11 protein-coding genes are annotated in these 15,683 nt (G+C 71.7%); 2 read left to right on the plus strand and 9 right to left on the minus strand.

Translation table 11 applies throughout. The features are described from left to right. Positions 1–94: 94 nt before the first annotated feature. The 6 genes from aceE to ABZ893_RS20730 all read right to left on the minus strand — a co-directional run bounded on the left by aceE (position 95) and on the right by ABZ893_RS20730 (position 9,824). The gene (gene aceE, locus ABZ893_RS20705) at positions 95–2,794 is read right to left on the minus strand and encodes a pyruvate dehydrogenase (acetyl-transferring), homodimeric type (RefSeq protein ID WP_361405566.1); all 2,700 of its coding nucleotides are present in this window, start codon (positions 2,792–2,794) and stop codon (positions 95–97) included. Positions 2,795–3,079: 285 nt separating this feature from the next. Continuing rightward, a complete protein-coding gene (locus ABZ893_RS20710; protein ID WP_361405569.1) occupies positions 3,080–3,703 on the minus strand; it encodes a GntR family transcriptional regulator in 624 nt (207 codons plus the stop codon). A 114-nt stretch (positions 3,704–3,817) separates the two neighbouring features. Then, positions 3,818–5,575, minus strand: coding sequence for a 2-oxoglutarate dehydrogenase, E2 component, dihydrolipoamide succinyltransferase (sucB, locus tag ABZ893_RS20715; protein WP_361405572.1), 1,758 nt, complete (start codon positions 5,573–5,575; stop codon positions 3,818–3,820). Between the two features lie 132 nt (positions 5,576–5,707). Further along, complete coding sequence (lpdA, locus tag ABZ893_RS20720) at positions 5,708–7,096, minus strand: dihydrolipoyl dehydrogenase (RefSeq protein WP_361405575.1); 1,389 nt, start codon at positions 7,094–7,096, stop codon at positions 5,708–5,710. A gap of 282 nt (positions 7,097–7,378) precedes the next feature. Then, positions 7,379–8,911, minus strand: a complete 1,533-nt coding sequence (locus ABZ893_RS20725; RefSeq protein WP_361405578.1) for a leucyl aminopeptidase — start codon at positions 8,909–8,911, stop codon at positions 7,379–7,381. Positions 8,912–9,041: 130 nt separating this feature from the next. After that, complete coding sequence (locus ABZ893_RS20730) at positions 9,042–9,824, minus strand: adenosylcobinamide-GDP ribazoletransferase (protein ID WP_361405581.1); 783 nt, start codon at positions 9,822–9,824, stop codon at positions 9,042–9,044. A 67-nt stretch (positions 9,825–9,891) separates the two neighbouring features. On the opposite strand from ABZ893_RS20730, the gene ABZ893_RS20735 reads away from it, so the two are divergent. Next, positions 9,892–10,647, plus strand: coding sequence for a hypothetical protein (locus ABZ893_RS20735; RefSeq protein WP_361405584.1), 756 nt, complete (start codon positions 9,892–9,894; stop codon positions 10,645–10,647). Here the strand turns inward: ABZ893_RS20735 and ABZ893_RS20740 are convergent. From ABZ893_RS20740 to cobT, 3 genes are all read right to left on the minus strand, one after another. Then, on the minus strand, positions 10,554–11,315 hold the full coding sequence (locus ABZ893_RS20740; protein ID WP_361405587.1) for a hypothetical protein: 762 nt from the start codon (positions 11,313–11,315) through the stop codon (positions 10,554–10,556). The two genes, ABZ893_RS20735 and ABZ893_RS20740, sit on opposite strands and share 94 nt — an antisense overlap. Beyond that, a complete protein-coding gene (locus ABZ893_RS20745; RefSeq protein ID WP_361405590.1) occupies positions 11,312–13,096 on the minus strand; it encodes a phosphatidylglycerol lysyltransferase domain-containing protein in 1,785 nt (594 codons plus the stop codon). The genes ABZ893_RS20740 and ABZ893_RS20745 overlap by 4 nt, the downstream gene beginning before the upstream one ends. A 107-nt stretch (positions 13,097–13,203) precedes the next feature. After that, the gene (cobT, locus tag ABZ893_RS20750; RefSeq protein WP_361405593.1) at positions 13,204–14,397 is read right to left on the minus strand and encodes a nicotinate-nucleotide--dimethylbenzimidazole phosphoribosyltransferase; all 1,194 of its coding nucleotides are present in this window, start codon (positions 14,395–14,397) and stop codon (positions 13,204–13,206) included. Positions 14,398–14,590: 193 nt separating this feature from the next. On the opposite strand from cobT, the gene ABZ893_RS20755 reads away from it, so the two are divergent. Beyond that, on the plus strand, positions 14,591–15,682 hold the full coding sequence (locus ABZ893_RS20755; RefSeq protein WP_361405596.1) for a methyltransferase domain-containing protein: 1,092 nt from the start codon (positions 14,591–14,593) through the stop codon (positions 15,680–15,682). The last annotated feature ends 1 nt before the right edge of the window (position 15,683 follow it).

The raw sequence follows: 15,683 nt of genomic DNA on the forward strand, positions 1-15,683 counted from the left end.
GAAAGACGGCCCCCCGGGGAACCTCCGAACCCCCTCATTCACGCACGCGTGCCCCGCCCCGGCAATCGGGACGGGGCACACATGACGCCAGTTACTACAGGCCGTAGCGCTCGCGCGCTTCCTTCACGTCCGAGGCCTTGACCTCGCCGCGGCGGGCGAGCTGGGCCAGGGCCGCGACGACGATCGACTGCGCGTCGATGCCGAAGTGACGGCGGGCCGCCTCACGGGTGTCGGACAGACCGAAGCCGTCCGCACCGAGCGAGGAGTAGTCCTGCTCGACCCACTGCGCGATCTGGTCGGGGACCTGACGCATGTAGTCGGTGACGGCGAGGACCGGGCCCTCGGCACCTTCGAGCGCCGTACGGATGTACGGGGTGCGCTCCTCGCCGCGCAGGATCGCCTCGTCCGCCGCCAGGGCGTCACGGCGCAGCTCGGTGAAGGAGGTCGCGGACCACACGTCGGCGGCCACACCCCACTCCTCGGCGAGCATCTTCTGGGCCTCGAGCGTCCAGTGGATCGCCGTACCCGAACCGATCAGCTGGATGCGCGGGGCGTTCGCGGCCGCGACGTTCACACCGGCCGACTCGGCGGTGTTGAAGCGGTACAGGCCCTTGATGATGCCCTCGTCCACGCCCTCGGGCTTGGCCGGCTGCGGCATCGGCTCGTTGTAGACCGTCAGGTAGTAGAAGACGTTCTGGTCCTCGTCCGGCGCGGCCTCGCCGTACATGCGGCGCAGACCCTCCTTGACGATCGTGCCGATCTCGTACGCGAACGCCGGGTCGTAGGTCAGCGCGGCCGGGTTGGTCGCGGCGATGACCGGCGAGTGACCGTCCGCGTGCTGCAGACCCTCACCCGTGAGCGTCGTACGGCCCGCGGTGGCGCCGACGAGGAAGCCGCGGCCGAGCTGGTCGCCGAGCTGCCACATCTGGTCGGCCGTGCGCTGCCAGCCGAACATCGAGTAGAAGATGTAGAAGGGGATCATCGCTTCGCCGTGCGTGGCGTACGCGGAGGACGCGGCGATGAAGTCCGCCATGGAGCCGGCCTCGGTGATGCCCTCGTTGAGGATCTGGCCGTCCGTGGCTTCCTTGTAGTACATCAGCTGGTCGCGGTCGACCGGCTCGTACGTCTGCCCCTTGGGGGAGTAGATGCCGAGCGACGGGAACAGCGACTCCATGCCGAAGGTGCGCGCCTCGTCCGGGACGATCGGCACCCACCGCTTGCCGGTCTGCTTGTCGCGTACGAGGTCCTTGACCAGGCGTACGAAGGCCATGGTCGTGGCCATCGACTGCGAGCCGGAGCCCTTGTCGAAGGACGCGAACGCCTTGTCGGCCGGGGCCGGCAGCGGGGCGATGGCGTGCGTACGGCGGGCCGGGGCGGGGCCGCCGAGGGCCGCGCGGCGCTCCTGGAGGTAACGGACCTCGGGGGAGTCGGCGCCCGGGTGGCCGTAGGGCACCTGGCCGTCGACGAACTGGCTGTCCGAGATGGGCAGTTCAAGGAGGTCACGCATGTCCTTGAACTCGTCCACCGTCAGCTTCTTCATCTGGTGGTTGGCGTTCTTGGACTCGAAGCCCTTGCCGAGCGTGAAGCCCTTGACCGTCTGGACCAGGATCACGGTCGGCGCGCCCTCGTGCGACAGGGCCGCACGGTAGGCCGCGTACACCTTGCGGGGCTCGTGGCCGCCGCGCGAGAGGTGGAAGCACTCGGAGATCTTGTCGTCCGTGAGGAGCTTGCCCAGCTCGACGAGCGCGGGCTCGGAGCCGAAGAAGTGCTCACGGATGTACGCGGCGTCGCGCGTCGCGTACGTCTGGAACTGCGCGTCCGGCACCTCACGCAGGCGGCGGACGAGCGCGCCCGTGGTGTCGAGCTGGAACAGCTCGTCCCAGGCGGAGCCCCAGAGCGTCTTGATGACGTTCCAGCCGGCGCCGCGGAACTGGGCCTCCAGCTCCTGGACCACGCGGAAGTTGGCGCGGACCGGGCCGTCGAGGCGCTGCAGGTTGCAGTTGATGACGAAGGTCAGGTTGTCCAGACCCTCACGCGAGGCGAGCGCCAGCGCGGCCGTGGCCTCGGGCTCGTCCATCTCGCCGTCACCGAGGAACGCCCACACGTGCGAGGAGGAGACGTCCTTGATCTTGCGGTTCGTCAGGTAGCGGTTGAACCGCGCCTGGTAGATCGCCGACAGCGGGCCGAGGCCCATGGAGACGGTCGGGAACTCCCACAGCCAGGGCAGGCGCCGCGGGTGCGGGTAGGACGGCAGACCGTTGCCGCCGGACTCCTGACGGAAGAGGTCGAGCTGCTGCTCGCTCAGGCGGCCGTCGAGGAACGCGCGGGCGTAGATGCCGGGGGAGGCGTGGCCCTGGATGTACAGCTGGTCGCCGGAGCCGTCCCCCTCCTTGCCCTTGAAGAAGTGGTTGAAGCCCGTCTCGTACAGCCAGGCCGCGGAGGCGAACGTGGCGATGTGGCCGCCGACGCCGTGCTTGGAACCGCGGGTCACCATCGCGGCCGCGTTCCAGCGGTTCCACGCGGCGATCTTGAGCTCGAGCGCCTCGTCACCCTCGATCGCCGGCTCGGCGGCGGTCGGGATGGTGTTGACGTAGTCCGTCTCGAGCAGCTTGGGCAGCGCCAGGCCCGCGCCCTCGGCGCGCTCCAGCGTGCGGCGCATCAGGTACGCGGCACGGTGCGGCCCGGCCGCCTTGGTGACGGCGTCCAGGGAGGCCTGCCATTCGGCGGTCTCCTCGGGGTCGCGGTCCGGGAGCTGGTCGAGCTCGCTCGGCTGGATGCGGGAGGGGTCGGTCATGTCGCCGCCTTCCTGAGTCGGAAAGGGTTCCCTTGGGGGAAGGGTCGGGGGTGCCCTAGGTCTTTGGCAGGACAGGGCTTACGGGTCCCTGGTGGAGACCCGTCGGCGACTCTAACTCCCTGATCGATGATCGATCAAAGGGTTGAAGGGGAAAACTTCATCAGACGGCAAAAGTGGGCATCCGGTGCCATTCAATGGGGCACCGGGTGCCTTGTTTTCCAAGGTTCGAAAGCCGTTTTCCGCAGGACGGAAGCGTGTGTTCACAACTTCTGAGCGAACCACGGCTCAGGCGCGCGGCGCGCAGCCGAGAACGTGCGACTTCACCAGCTCCGCGATGGCCGGGTCCCGGCGCCGGAAAGCGGCGACCAGTTCCTCGTGCTCCTCGGCGTACGACTGCTGCACCGTGCCGAGCCAGCGGATGGACAGGGCCGTGAACACCTCGATGCCGAGGCCCTCCCAGGTGTGCAGGAGCACGGAGTTGCCCGCGGCCCGCACCAGCTCGCGGTGGAACCCGACGGTGTGCCGCACCTGGGCGGCCGAGTCGGCGTCGTCGTCGGCCCGGTGGAGGGCCGCCACGTGGGGTTCGAGGGCCGAGCAGTCCTCCGCCAGACGTCCGGCCGCGAGCTCCGCCGCGATGGCCTCCAGACCGGCTCTGACGGGGTAGCTCTCCTCCAGGTCGGCGGCCGTCAGATTCCGCACCCGGACGCCCTTGTTGGGCGCGGACTCGATCAGCCGCAGGCTCTCCAGCTCCCGCAGCGCCTCCCGCACCGGCGTCTGGCTGACCTCCAGCTCCGTGGCGATCCGGCGCTCCACGATGCGCTCGCCCGGCTTCCAGCGTCCGCTGACGATCCCCTCGACGATGTGCTCGCGGATCTGTTCGCGCAGCGAGTGGACGACGGGCGCGGTCATGATGGCTCCTCCGGCAGGGGTATGGCCCCAAGGTGCGTTGACCTTTAGACAATACGGCGGCGCCCCCGCCCGGAGGAGGTCCGGACGGGGGCGTACGCGGTGATGAGACGAGCGTTACAGGCCGAGCTCGACCTCGAACTCGCCGGCCTCCAGGATCGCCTTGACCGTGGTCAGGTAGCGGGCGGCGTCGGCGCCGTCCACCAGACGGTGGTCGTAGGAGAGCGACAGGTACGTCATGTCACGGACGGCGATGGTCTCGCCGAGGTCCGGGTGGTTGATGACGACCGGGCGCTTCACCGTGGCGCCGATGCCCAGGATGGCGGCCTGGTTCGGCGGGACGATGACGGTGTCGAAGAGCGCACCGCGCGAGCCCGTGTTGGAGATCGTGAAGGTCGCGCCGGACATGTCGTCCGGCGTGAGGCCGCCACCGCGGGCCTTGCCGGCCAGCTCGGCGGTCTTCTTCGAGATCCCGGCGATGTTCAGGTCGCCCGCACCCTTGATGACCGGCGTCATCAGACCCTTCTCGGCGTCCACGGCGATGCCGATGTTCTCCGAGTCGAAGTACGTGATGGTGCCTTCGTCGTCGTTGATCCGGGCGTTGACGACCGGGTGGGCCTTCAGCGCCTGGGCGGCGGCCTTGACGAAGAACGGCATCGGGGAGAGCTTGACGCCCTCGCGGGCGGCGAAGCCGTCCTTGGCCTTGGCGCGGAGCTTCATCAGCTTCGTGACGTCGACCTCGACGACCGAGGTCAGCTGGGCCTGCGAGTGCAGCGCCTTCATCATGTTGTCGCCGATGACCTTGCGCATACGGGTCATCTTGACCGTCTGGCCGCGGAGGGGAGAGGCCTCCAGGGCCGGGGCCTTGGCGGCCGGAGCGGCAGCGGCGGCCGGGGCCGGCGCGGCCTTCGCGGCCTCGGCGGCGGCGATGACGTCCTGCTTGCGGATACGGCCACCGACGCCCGAACCCTTGACGGTCGCCAGGTTCACGCCGTTCTCCGACGCGAGCTTGCGGACCAGCGGGGTCACGTAGGCACCGTCGTCACCGGCGACCGCGGCGGGGGCCGGGGCGGCGGGGGCGACCGGAGCCGGGGCGGCCGGCGCGACCGGGGCCGCGGGGGCGACCGGGGCAGCGGCGACGGGGGCCGGAGCCGGGGCAGCGGGAGCCGCGGGGGCGGCAGGCGCGACCGGAGCCGGAGCCGGAGCGGCGGCCGGAGCGGCCGGGGCGGCGGGCGCGGCGGCGGCCGGAGCGGCACCGGGCGCACCGACGACGGCGAGCTTGGCGCCGACCTCGGCGGTCTCGTCCTCACCGACGACGATCTCGAGGAGAACGCCGGCGACGGGGGAGGGGATCTCGGTGTCGACCTTGTCCGTGGAGACCTCGAGCAGGGGCTCGTCCTCCGCGACCTCCTCGCCGACCTCCTTCAGCCAGCGGGTGACGGTGCCCTCGGTGACGGACTCACCGAGCGCGGGCAGCACGACGTCCGTGCCGGAAGCGGCACCGGCCGGAGCGGCCGGGGCGGCGGGCGCGGCCGGAGCCGCGGGGGCCTCGGCGACCGGGGCGGGGGCGGCCGGAGCGGCAGCCGGGGCCGGGGCCTCGGCAGCGGCGGGGGCCGGGGCGGCGGCGGGCGCGCCCGTGCCGTCGTCGATGACGGCCAGCTCGGAGCCGACCTCGACGGTCTCGTCCTCGGCGACCTTGATGGAGGCCAGGATGCCGGCGGCGGGCGAGGGGATCTCGGTGTCGACCTTGTCGGTCGAGACCTCGAGCAGCGGCTCGTCGACCTCGACGCGCTCGCCCTCGGCCTTCAGCCAGCGGGTGACGGTGCCTTCGGTGACGCTCTCACCGAGTGCCGGAAGGGATACGGAAACCGACATGGTTTCTGTTGCTCCTTAATGGGGTCTCCCCTGCTCGAGCTGAGTCGATGGCTCGGGGAAGTGCGGAAGTCTGTGGTCGTCGTCGCGCCCAGGGGACGACAGGGGACGACTGGGTCCAGCCTGAGGCCTTGATCAGTCGTGCGAGTGCAGCGGCTTGCCCGCGAGTGCCAGGTGGGCCTCGCCGAGCGCCTCGTTCTGCGTCGGGTGGGCGTGGATGAGCTGGGCGACCTCGGCGGGCAGCGCTTCCCAGTTGTAGATCAGCTGGGCTTCGCCGACCTGCTCGCCCATACGGTCACCGACCATGTGGACGCCGACCACGGCACCGTCCTTGACCTGGACGAGCTTGATCTCGCCCGCGGTCTTGAGGATCTTGCTCTTGCCGTTGCCCGCAAGGTTGTACTTCAGAGCGACGACCTTGTCCGCACCGTAGATCTCCTTGGCCTTGGCCTCGGTGATACCGACGGAGGCGACCTCGGGGTGGCAGTACGTCACCTTCGGCACGCCGTCGTAGTCGATCGGGACGGTCTTGAGACCGGCCAGACGCTCCGCGACCAGGATGCCCTCGGCGAAGCCGACGTGCGCGAGCTGCAGGGTCGGGGCGAGGTCACCGACGGCCGAGATGGTCGGCACGTTGGTCTGCATGTACTCGTCGACCAGGACGTAACCGCGGTCCATCGCGACGCCCTGCTCCTCGTAACCGAGGCCGGCCGAGACCGGGCCGCGGCCGATGGCGACCAGGAGGACCTCGGCCTCGAAGGTCTTGCCGTCGGCGAGGGTCACGCGGACGCCGTCCTGCGTGTACTCGGCCTTCTGGAAGAAGGTGCCGAGGTTGAACTTGATGCCGCGCTTGCGGAACGCGCGCTCCAGGAGCTTGGAGCTGTTCTCGTCCTCGACGGGCACGAGGTGCTTCAGGCCCTCGACGACGGTGACGTCGGTGCCGAAGGACTTCCACGCGGAGGCGAACTCGACGCCGATGACGCCGCCGCCCAGGATGATCGCGGACTGCGGGACGCGGTCCAGCTTCAGCGCGTGGTCCGAGGAGATGATGCGGTTGCCGTCGATCTCCAGGCCCGGCAGCGACTTCGGCACGGAGCCGGTCGCGAGGAGCACGTGGCGGCCGGTGACGCGCTGGCCGTTCACGTCCACGGAGGTCGGGGACGACAGACGGCCCTCACCCTCGATGTACGTCACCTTGCGGGACGCGATGAGACCCTGCAGGCCCTTGTACAGGCCCGAGATGACCTCGTCCTTGTACGCGTGCACCGCGTCGATGTCGATGCCCTCGAAGGTGGCCTTGACGCCGAACTGGCTGGCCTCGCGGGCCTGGTCGGCGATCTCGCCCGCGTGCAGCAGGGCCTTCGTGGGGATGCAGCCGTTGTGCAGGCAGGTGCCGCCGACCTTGCCCTTCTCGATCAGGGCGACGTCCAGGCCCAGCTGCGCGCCGCGCAGGGCCGCGGCGTAACCGCCACTGCCACCGCCGAGGATCACTAGGTCGAAAACGGTGCTGGCGTCGTTCGCCACGTCACGTCCTCCATGCATGTGCGCCGTACGCCGGTCTCCTGTGACCGTGCGGCGGCTGGTGTCCGGCCGCTTTTTTGCTTCGGCCCTGTGGTGGGGGCCCTGTCCTGCCGAGGACCCATCTTTGCACTTGTCGGCGGCGGACGGGACGCCGGGCCCAGGCGTGAGACAGCCGTTACACCGGAAACCCGGCCGACCGGCGCCGCGAAGCTGCGGATTTCGTCGTCAGCGAACAGCCCCCGGGCGCCTTCGCACCCAGGGGCTGTCGAACCGTGCCGAGTCGCGTCAGCCCAGGTCACCGTCGGCGGTGCGCTCCGCGAGGCGCACCAGCGTACGGACCGCGGAGCCGGTGCCGCCCTTGGGCGTGTAGCCGAACGGGCCGCCCTCGTTGAAGGCCGGGCCGGCGATGTCGAGGTGGGCCCACGTGATGCCCTCGCCGACGAACTCCTGGAGGAAGAGACCGGCGACCAGGCCGCCGCCCATGCGCTCGCCCATGTTGGCGATGTCGGCGGTGGACGAGTCCATGCCCTTGCGCAGGTCGGCGGGGAGCGGCATCGGCCAGGACGGCTCGCCGACCTCCTCGGCGACCTCGTGGATCGTCGTACGGAAGGCGTCGTCGTTCGCCATGATGCCGAACGTGCGGTTGCCGAGCGCCAGCATCATGGCGCCGGTCAGGGTCGCCACGTCGACGATCGCGTCCGGGGTCTCCTCGGAGGCCTTGGCGATGGCGTCGGCCAGGACCAGGCGGCCCTCGGCGTCCGTGTTCAGGACCTCGACGGTCTTGCCCGAGTACATGCGCAGCACGTCGCCGGGGCGGGTGGCCGAGCCCGACGGCATGTTCTCGGCGAGCGCCAGCCAGCCGGTGACGTTGACCTTGAGGCCGAGGCGCGCGGCGGCGACGACGGCGGCGAACACGGCGGCGGCGCCGCTCATGTCGCACTTCATCGTCTCGTTGTGACCGGCCGGCTTGAGCGAGATGCCGCCCGAGTCGTACGTGATGCCCTTGCCGATGAAGGCGAGGTGCTTGTCCGCCTTGGACGACGTGTACGACAGCTTCACCAGGCGCGGCGGGGCCTCCGAGCCGGCGCCGACGCCGAGGATGCCGCCGAAGCCGCCCTTGGTGAGCGCCTTCTCGTCGAGGATCTGCACCTTGATGCCGTGCTCCTTGGCCGCGACGGAGGCGACGGCGGCGAAGGCCTCGGGGGTGAGGTCGTTCGGCGGGGTGTTGATGAGGTCGCGGGCGCGGTTGAGCTCCTCGGTCACGGCGAGGGCGCGCTCCACGGCGGCCTTGTGCGCCTTGTCGCGGGGCTTGCCGCCGAGCAGGGCGACCTCGGCGAGCGGCGCCTTGCCGTTCTTGCCGCCGTTGCCGTTCTCCTTGTACGCGTCGAAGGAGTACGCGCCGAGCAGGGCGCCCTCCGCGATCGCGCCGGCGTCACCGGAGTCCTCGATCGGCAGCGCGAACGCGGCCTTCTTCGAGCCGGCCAGCGCGCGGGCGGCGCACCCGGCGGCGCGGCGCAGGGCCTCGGCGCCGTACGACTCGTCCTTCTCGGGCACCGGACCCAGGCCGACGGCGAGGACCACGGGGGCCTTGAAGCCGGAGGGCGCGGGGAGCTTCGTCACCTCGCCCTCACCGCCACTGGCGCCGAGGGTCGCGAGGACGGCGGCGAGCTTGCCGTCGTACGCCTTGTCCACGGCCTCCGCGCCGGGTGCGACGACCAGGTCCCCGGACTTGGATCCAGAGTCCTTCGCCACACCGACGACGATCGCGTCGGCACGCAGACCGGCCGCGCCGGAGGTGCTGAGAGTCAGAGCAGTCACGGTGGTGAGGTCCCTACTTTCATGGTGTCTGAAGGAGTTCTGACAGGCCGTGGGGTGGATGTCCCCCCGGGGGAGCCTACGCCCGCGTGCTCGCGGCCGCGCCGAGCGGTGCTCGACCGCCACCGGTGGGTCAGCCGAAGGTGAGCACGACGAGGGCTGCCGTGGCGGCGGTCTCGGCGACGCCGCCGAACACGTCGCCGGTCACACCGCCGAAGCGGCGCACGCAGTGGCGCAGCAGGAGTTCGGCCGCGCCGCACGCCAGGACGGCCGCCGCGGCGCCACGTATCGCCCCGTACGTCCCTCCGCCGGCGGCGCCCGCGGCCGCGGCGGCGCACACGACGACGGCGGAGGCGAGCAGCGCCCCGCGCACCGGCACCGTCCCGGCGACGGCCGCGCCCAGCCCCTCGGGCCGCGCCGGCGGGACACCCGCGCGCGAGGCCAGGGTGAGCGCGAGCCGGGCGGTGAGCGCGGAGACGACGGCGGCGAGCGCACCGCGCACCCACGAGCCGGCGTACAGCTCGGCGAGCGCGGCCACTTGGGCGAGCAGGACGAGTACGAGCGTGATGACGCCGAACGGGCCGATGTCCGACTGCTTCATGATGCGCAGCGCGTCCTCGGCGGGCTTGCCGCTGCCGAGTCCGTCGGCGGTGTCGGCGAGCCCGTCCAGATGCAGTCCGCGGGTGAGCGCCGCCGGGACGCTCACGCTCGCCACGGCGGCGAGCAGCGGCCCGGCGCCGAGCAGGATCAGCACGGCGCCGAGCGCGCCGGAGGCGAGACCCACGACGAGCCCGGCGACGGGCGCGCAGAGCATCCCGGCACGGGCCGCCTCACGGTCCCAGCGGGTGACGTCGACGGGCAGCACGGTGAGCGTGCCGAATGCGAAACGGAGGCCGTCGGCCGGGGAAGCGGGCATCCGCGCAGGCTACCCAAGGGGCCTTTCACAGCGGGCGGCGCCCAGCCTCCGGCGGCAGGATGGCCGCATGGGTCACTGGTGGTACCGGAACATCATCGAGCCGGGGAAGCTGCCGTTGCTGCTCACGCTGGCCTCGTTCCTGGTGACGTTCCTGGTGACCCGGACGATCACGCGGCTCATCCGCGCGGGCCGCGGGCCCTTCCGGAACGTCAACCCGGGCGGGATGCACATCCACCACGTCGTGCCCGGCGTCGTCCTCACCCTCATCGGCGGCTTCGGCGCGGTCGGCAGCGGCCGTTACGGGGTCGCCGCCTCCGTCTGCGCGGTGATCTTCGGGGTGGGTGCGGGCCTGGTCCTCGACGAGTTCGCGCTGATCCTGCATCTCGCCGACGTCTACTGGAGCGAACAGGGGCGGCAGAGCGTCGAGGTGGTGATCCTGGCCGGGGCGCTCGGGCTGCTCGTCCTCAGCGGTTTCTCGCCGCTCGGCGTGAACGACGTGACGGCACCGGAGGCGGAGGAGCGCGGCAGCGCGATCTTCACGCTCGTCATCAACTTCGTGTTCGTGATCCTCGCGATGTTCAAGGGGAAGCCCCGCATGGCGATCCTCGGCGTGCTGGTGCCGTTCGTCGCGCTGATCGGGGCCGTCCGGCTCGCCCGGCCCGGCTCGGCGTGGGCCCGGCGCTGGTACCGGCGGCGCCCGAAGGCCAGAGCCAGAGCGCGGCTGCGCTCCTACCGGCACGACCGGCGCTGGGTGCGCCTCGGCAGGTCCTTCCAGGATCTCATCGGGGGCACGCCGGATCCGGAGCGGTCGCTGCCCCGCTGACGTAACGAGCTCCGGCGGCGGCGTACGGCGAGGGCCCGGCCCGCCGCCGCGACGACGAGGACCGCGCCGACCGCGGCGACGTGCTCCCTGCCCGCGAGGTTCGGCTTCACCACCGCCTCGGAGATCATGACCAGGGCGATCAGGGCCGCCGTCCACCGGGCGCGGTAGAGCCAGCACGTGTACAGCGCGAGTCCCACGACGGCCGCCGACGGCCCCGTGTCGACCATCCGGGCGTCGGACGCGGGCAGCCCGAACAGTCCGTGCGGGCCGAGCCACACGCCGAAGCGCGCGTAGAGGGTGCCGGCGAGTGTGGCCGCGTACCCGACCGTGAGGGTGAGGGCGCGGCCGAGGCAGATCTCGGCGACGCCGAACACGATCAGGACCTGCGCGAGCGCACCCCACACGGGCAGGTCGAGCGCGGGCACGAACAGGGACAGCGGGGTCCGGAGCAGGGCCAGCCACAGCGGGTCCTCGGCCCGCACGGCGCCGATGTTCTCCACGAACTGGAAGCCCCAGGACCGGTTCTGGACGAACTGGAACAGGGCCGTGAGGCCGACCGCGCCGAGCGTCATCGGCACCGCGCGCCACTTCCGGGTGACGAGCGCCGTGCGCACCGTCGTCCACAGCGGGCCCCACTCGGCGCGGGCCAGTGCCGCCGCGGACCTCATGGCCGTGACTCCAACGGTTGCAGGTGTCTGTGATGCATCCAGTTCGGCAGGCCCGGCGCCTCCAGGAAGCCCTCCGCGCGGGCGGACGCCAGAGCGATCCGGGGCAGGTCGGCGCTCTTCTCGAAGAGCAGGAAGCGGGGCTCCCAGATGGGCCGGTACTTCGCGTTGGCGCGGTAGAGAGATTCGATCTGCCACCACCGTGAGAAGAAGCTGAGCAGTGAGCGCCACAGGCGCAGCACCGGGCCCGCGCCGAGCCGCGAGCCACGTTCGAAGACCGACCGGAACATCGCGAAGTTGAGCGACACCTGAGTGATCCCGATTTCCTCGGCCCGCTGGAGCAGTTCGATGACCATGAACTCCATCAGTCCGTTCTCGGCGTCCCGGTCACGCCGCATCAGATCGAGCGACAGGCCCTGCGGCCCCCACGGCACGAAGGACAGTACGGCCTTCAACTCGCCCTGGCCATCGGTGCATTCGAGCATCACGCAGCGTCCGTCCTCGGGATCGCCGAGCCGGCCGAGCGCCATCGAGAAGCCGCGCTCGGTCGCCCCGTCGCGCCAGTCGTCGGCGCGCCTGAGCAGATACGCCATCTCGTCCTCCGGGATGTCCTCGTGGCGCCGGATCCCTACCTCGTACCCCGCGCGCTTCACCCGGTTGAAGGCCTGGCGGACGGTGCGCATGGCCCGGCCGTCCAACGTGAAGTCGTCCGTCTCGACGATCGCTTCGTCGCCCAGTTCGAGGGCGTCGAGGCCGTGCCGGGCGTAGATGGTGCCCGCCTCCTCGCTCGCGCCCATGACGGCCGGGGTCCAGCCGTGTTCGCGGGCCTCCATGAGCCAGGGCTCGATCGCGCCGGGCCAGGCCTCGGGGTCGCCGATGGGGTCTCCCGACGCGAGCGAGACTCCGCCGACGACGCGGTAGGCGACCGCCGCCTTGCCGGTCGGCGACCACACCACGCTCTTCTCGCGGCGCAGCGCGAAGTAGCCGAGCGAGTCCCGGTCGCCGCCCTTGTCGAGCAGTACGCGCAGCCTCGCCTCGTCGTCGGGGGTGAGCGGGTCGACGGCCTTGCGGGAGCGGAACGCGGCGTACACGACGGCGAGCAGGAGGAGGGTGCTCAGGATGTTGATGACGACGTTGACCCAGTTCGGCGTGGTGATGTACGGGTACTTGGACTCGTCGGTCGCGACCGAGATGAGCCGCAGCGTGCCGTAGCGCCAGCGCTCCAGGAACGTCGAGTGGTCCTCGCCGTGCGCCTGATTGGTGACGGTCACGAGGAACGTCGCGAAGAGGGACGTCACGAGGAGCCCGCCGAGGCCGACCGCGGCCGCCAGCTTCGGGTTCGAGCGGTCGCCCTTGGCGTAGAACTCGCGGCGGCCGATCAGCAGCGCGGCGACGAAGGCGCCGGTCAGGACGAGGGAGATCCAGTTCTGCGCGAGCCCGCGCACCTCGGGGAAGACCATCACGAGGGCGAACAGGAGGAAGAAGAGCCCGCTCAGGACGAGGTTGAGGATCCACGCGGCGCGCTTGCGGCGGCGCATCGTGATCGCCAGGAACCAGGTGAAGACCCCGGAGGCGAAACCGGCGGTGAGCAGGTACGGGGTGAAGTAGTCGTTGGTGTTGTGCCGTTGCAGGTCCTGGCCGAGGGTGACCCATACGGCGCTCAGCAGATTGATGAACGTGACGATCCGCAGGTACCAGACGGTGAAGGCGGCGGCCCGTTTCGTGGTGGGGGTGGAGACGCGGGCGCGGCGCGGGGGCGGAGCGGTCGTCTGTACATCAGCCATAGGCAGGGAGCATATGGGGCATTTGTGGTGATATGAGGTCGCGAAACGGCGGGCCGCAGCGGTACTTGACCCGCTGTGACCCGCCGTCAGGAAGTGTGCGGCGCGCGCTACTCGCCGGCGCCGGCCGCCTCGGCCTCCGGTGACCCGGGTGCGTCGGAAGCCCGAGCCTCGGAGGCTGCGGCCTCCGCCGGCTCGGTCGTCTCGGCAGCCGGCGCCTCCGTCGACTCGCCCGCCCCGGACCCCGCGGTCTCCGCGGCCGGCGCCTCCGGCAGCTGTCCCGCCAGCGCCGCCGCGGCCTGCACCAGCGGCAGCGCGAGCAGCGCCCCCGCACCCTCGCCCACCGTCACGCCCTGGTCGAGCAGCGGCTCCATGGCCATCCGGTCGAGCGCCTTCGCCTGCGCCGGCTCCCCGCTCGCCTGGCCCGCCAGCCACCAGTCCGGCGCCCGGAACGCGACCCGCTGCCCCACGAGCGCGCACGCCGCCGACACGACGCCGTCCAGGATCACCGGCGTACGCCGTACCGCGCACTGCAGCAGGAACCCGGTCGCGGCCGCGAGATCCGCGCCGCCCACCGTGGCGAGCAGCGCCAGCTGGTCGCCGAGCACGGGCCTGGCCCGCCGCAGCGCGTCCCGCACCGCCGCGCACTTGCGCATCCACGCCAGGTCGTCGATCGGGGCGCCGCCGCGGCCGGTCACCACGGACGCGTCCGTCCCGCAAAGCGCCGCGATCAGCGTCGCCGCCGCCGTCGTCCCGCCCACGCTCACATCGCCGAGCACGACCAGATCCGTGCCGGAGTCCGCCTCCTCGTCGGCGACAGCCATGCCCGCCCGGAACGCGGCCTCCGCCTCCTCGATCGTCAGCGCGTCCTCGATGTCGATACGCCCGGACGACCTGCGCACCCGGTGCCCCGCGACCTCGGCGGGCAGCTCGCCCGGATCGCAGTCCAGCGACATGTCGACGACCCGCACCGGAACGCCCAGACGCGCCGCGAGGATCGCCGACGCGCTGCCGCCCTCGACGACCTGCCGCACCAGCGCCGCCGCGCCGCCCGCGGGCCGCGCCGACACCCCGAGTTCGGCGACCTTGTGGTCGCCCGCGAACAGCACCACGCGCGGCCGCTCGACAGGCCGGACCGGCACCTTGCCCTGGGCGGCCGACAGCCACTCGCCCAGCTCGTCCAGGCGGCCGAGCGCGCCGGGCGGCACCGTGAGCCGGGCACGGCGTTCCTCGGCGTCGCGGCGCGTCCCGCCGTCGGGGCGCTCGATCAGATCGGTGAAGTCGTCGAGATTCAGCGGGCTCATTCGCCGAACAGTACCGGCCGCCGCGCCGCCGGGCCCATGACGTGGGGCGACGTGGTGTCACGCCATGCGACGCACCGGGTCCGCAGCGTCATTGCGGGTCCCTCCCTGATCCTTTACGTTCCTGGATGCCCGGAATGTCGTACCGCTTCCCGCGCGGTGTCGCGTACCTCGGACCGTCCCCCAGGAGTTCGTGATGACCCCCACGACCGAGGCCGTCGCGCAGCGGCGGCCCGCCTACCTCACCGAACTCGCCCAGGGCACCGACCGGTTCCACGAGCCGCGCAGGACCGACTGCCCCTGGTGCGGCTCGACCCGCCTGCGCACCCGGCTGCGGACCACCGACCTCCTCCAGCACAAGCCCGGCACCTTCGTCGTCGACCAGTGCCGTGCCTGCTCCCACACCTTCCAGAACCCGCGCCTGAACCGCGAGGGCCTGGACTTCTACTACCGGGACTTCTACGACGGGCTCAACGCAGGGCACTGCGCCCGGCTCCTCGAGGCCGAGGACTCCGCGCGCCACTCCGCCCGCCGCCACCGCGCCGCCGCCCGCGCCCTGCTGCCCCTCATCGAACCCGAGAGCTGGCTCGACGTCGCCACCGGCCAAGGTCACTTCCCTGCCGCCGCCAAGGAGATCCACCCCTACACCGCCTTCGACGGGCTCGACACCGGCGCCGCCGTCGAGGAAGCCCGCAGGGCCGGCCGCATCGAGGAGGCCCACCGCGGCACCCTCACCGAACTCGCCCCCGCGCTCGCCGGCCGCTACGACGCGCTCAGCATGTTCCACCACCTGGAGCACGCCACCGACCCGCGCGAGGAGCTGAAGGCCGCCCGCACCGTCCTGCGCCCCGGCGGCCACCTCGTCGTCGAGGTCCCCGACCCCGAGAGCCGCTACGCGAAGCTCCTCGGCAAGTGGTGGGTGTCGTACTTCCAGCCCCAGCACCTGCACCTCATCCCGATGGACAACCTCCGCCGCGAGCTGGAGCGCCTCGGCTACACCGTCGTCGCCACCGACCGCCGCGAGGCCCACGTCCCGCTCGACCTCACCGCGGGCCTCGCCCTCTTCCTCGGCCACTGGCTGCCCCGCGCCGACGCCCCCTGGCGCCGCAAGGCCCCGACCCCGCTCCAGCGCCGCCTGCGCACCGCCCTCATCTACGCCGCCGTGCCCCTCGTCGCCGCCGCCTACGCGGCCGACCGGCTCCTCGCCCCGCTCGCCGCCCGCACCCGCTTCGCCAACGCCTATCGGATCGTCGCCCGCCGTAACCCCGGTAAGAGCACAGCAGACTGAC

It is taken from the genome of Streptomyces sp. NPDC046821 (assembly GCF_040645335.1).
Classification (GTDB): Bacteria; Actinomycetota; Actinomycetes; order Streptomycetales; family Streptomycetaceae; genus Streptomyces.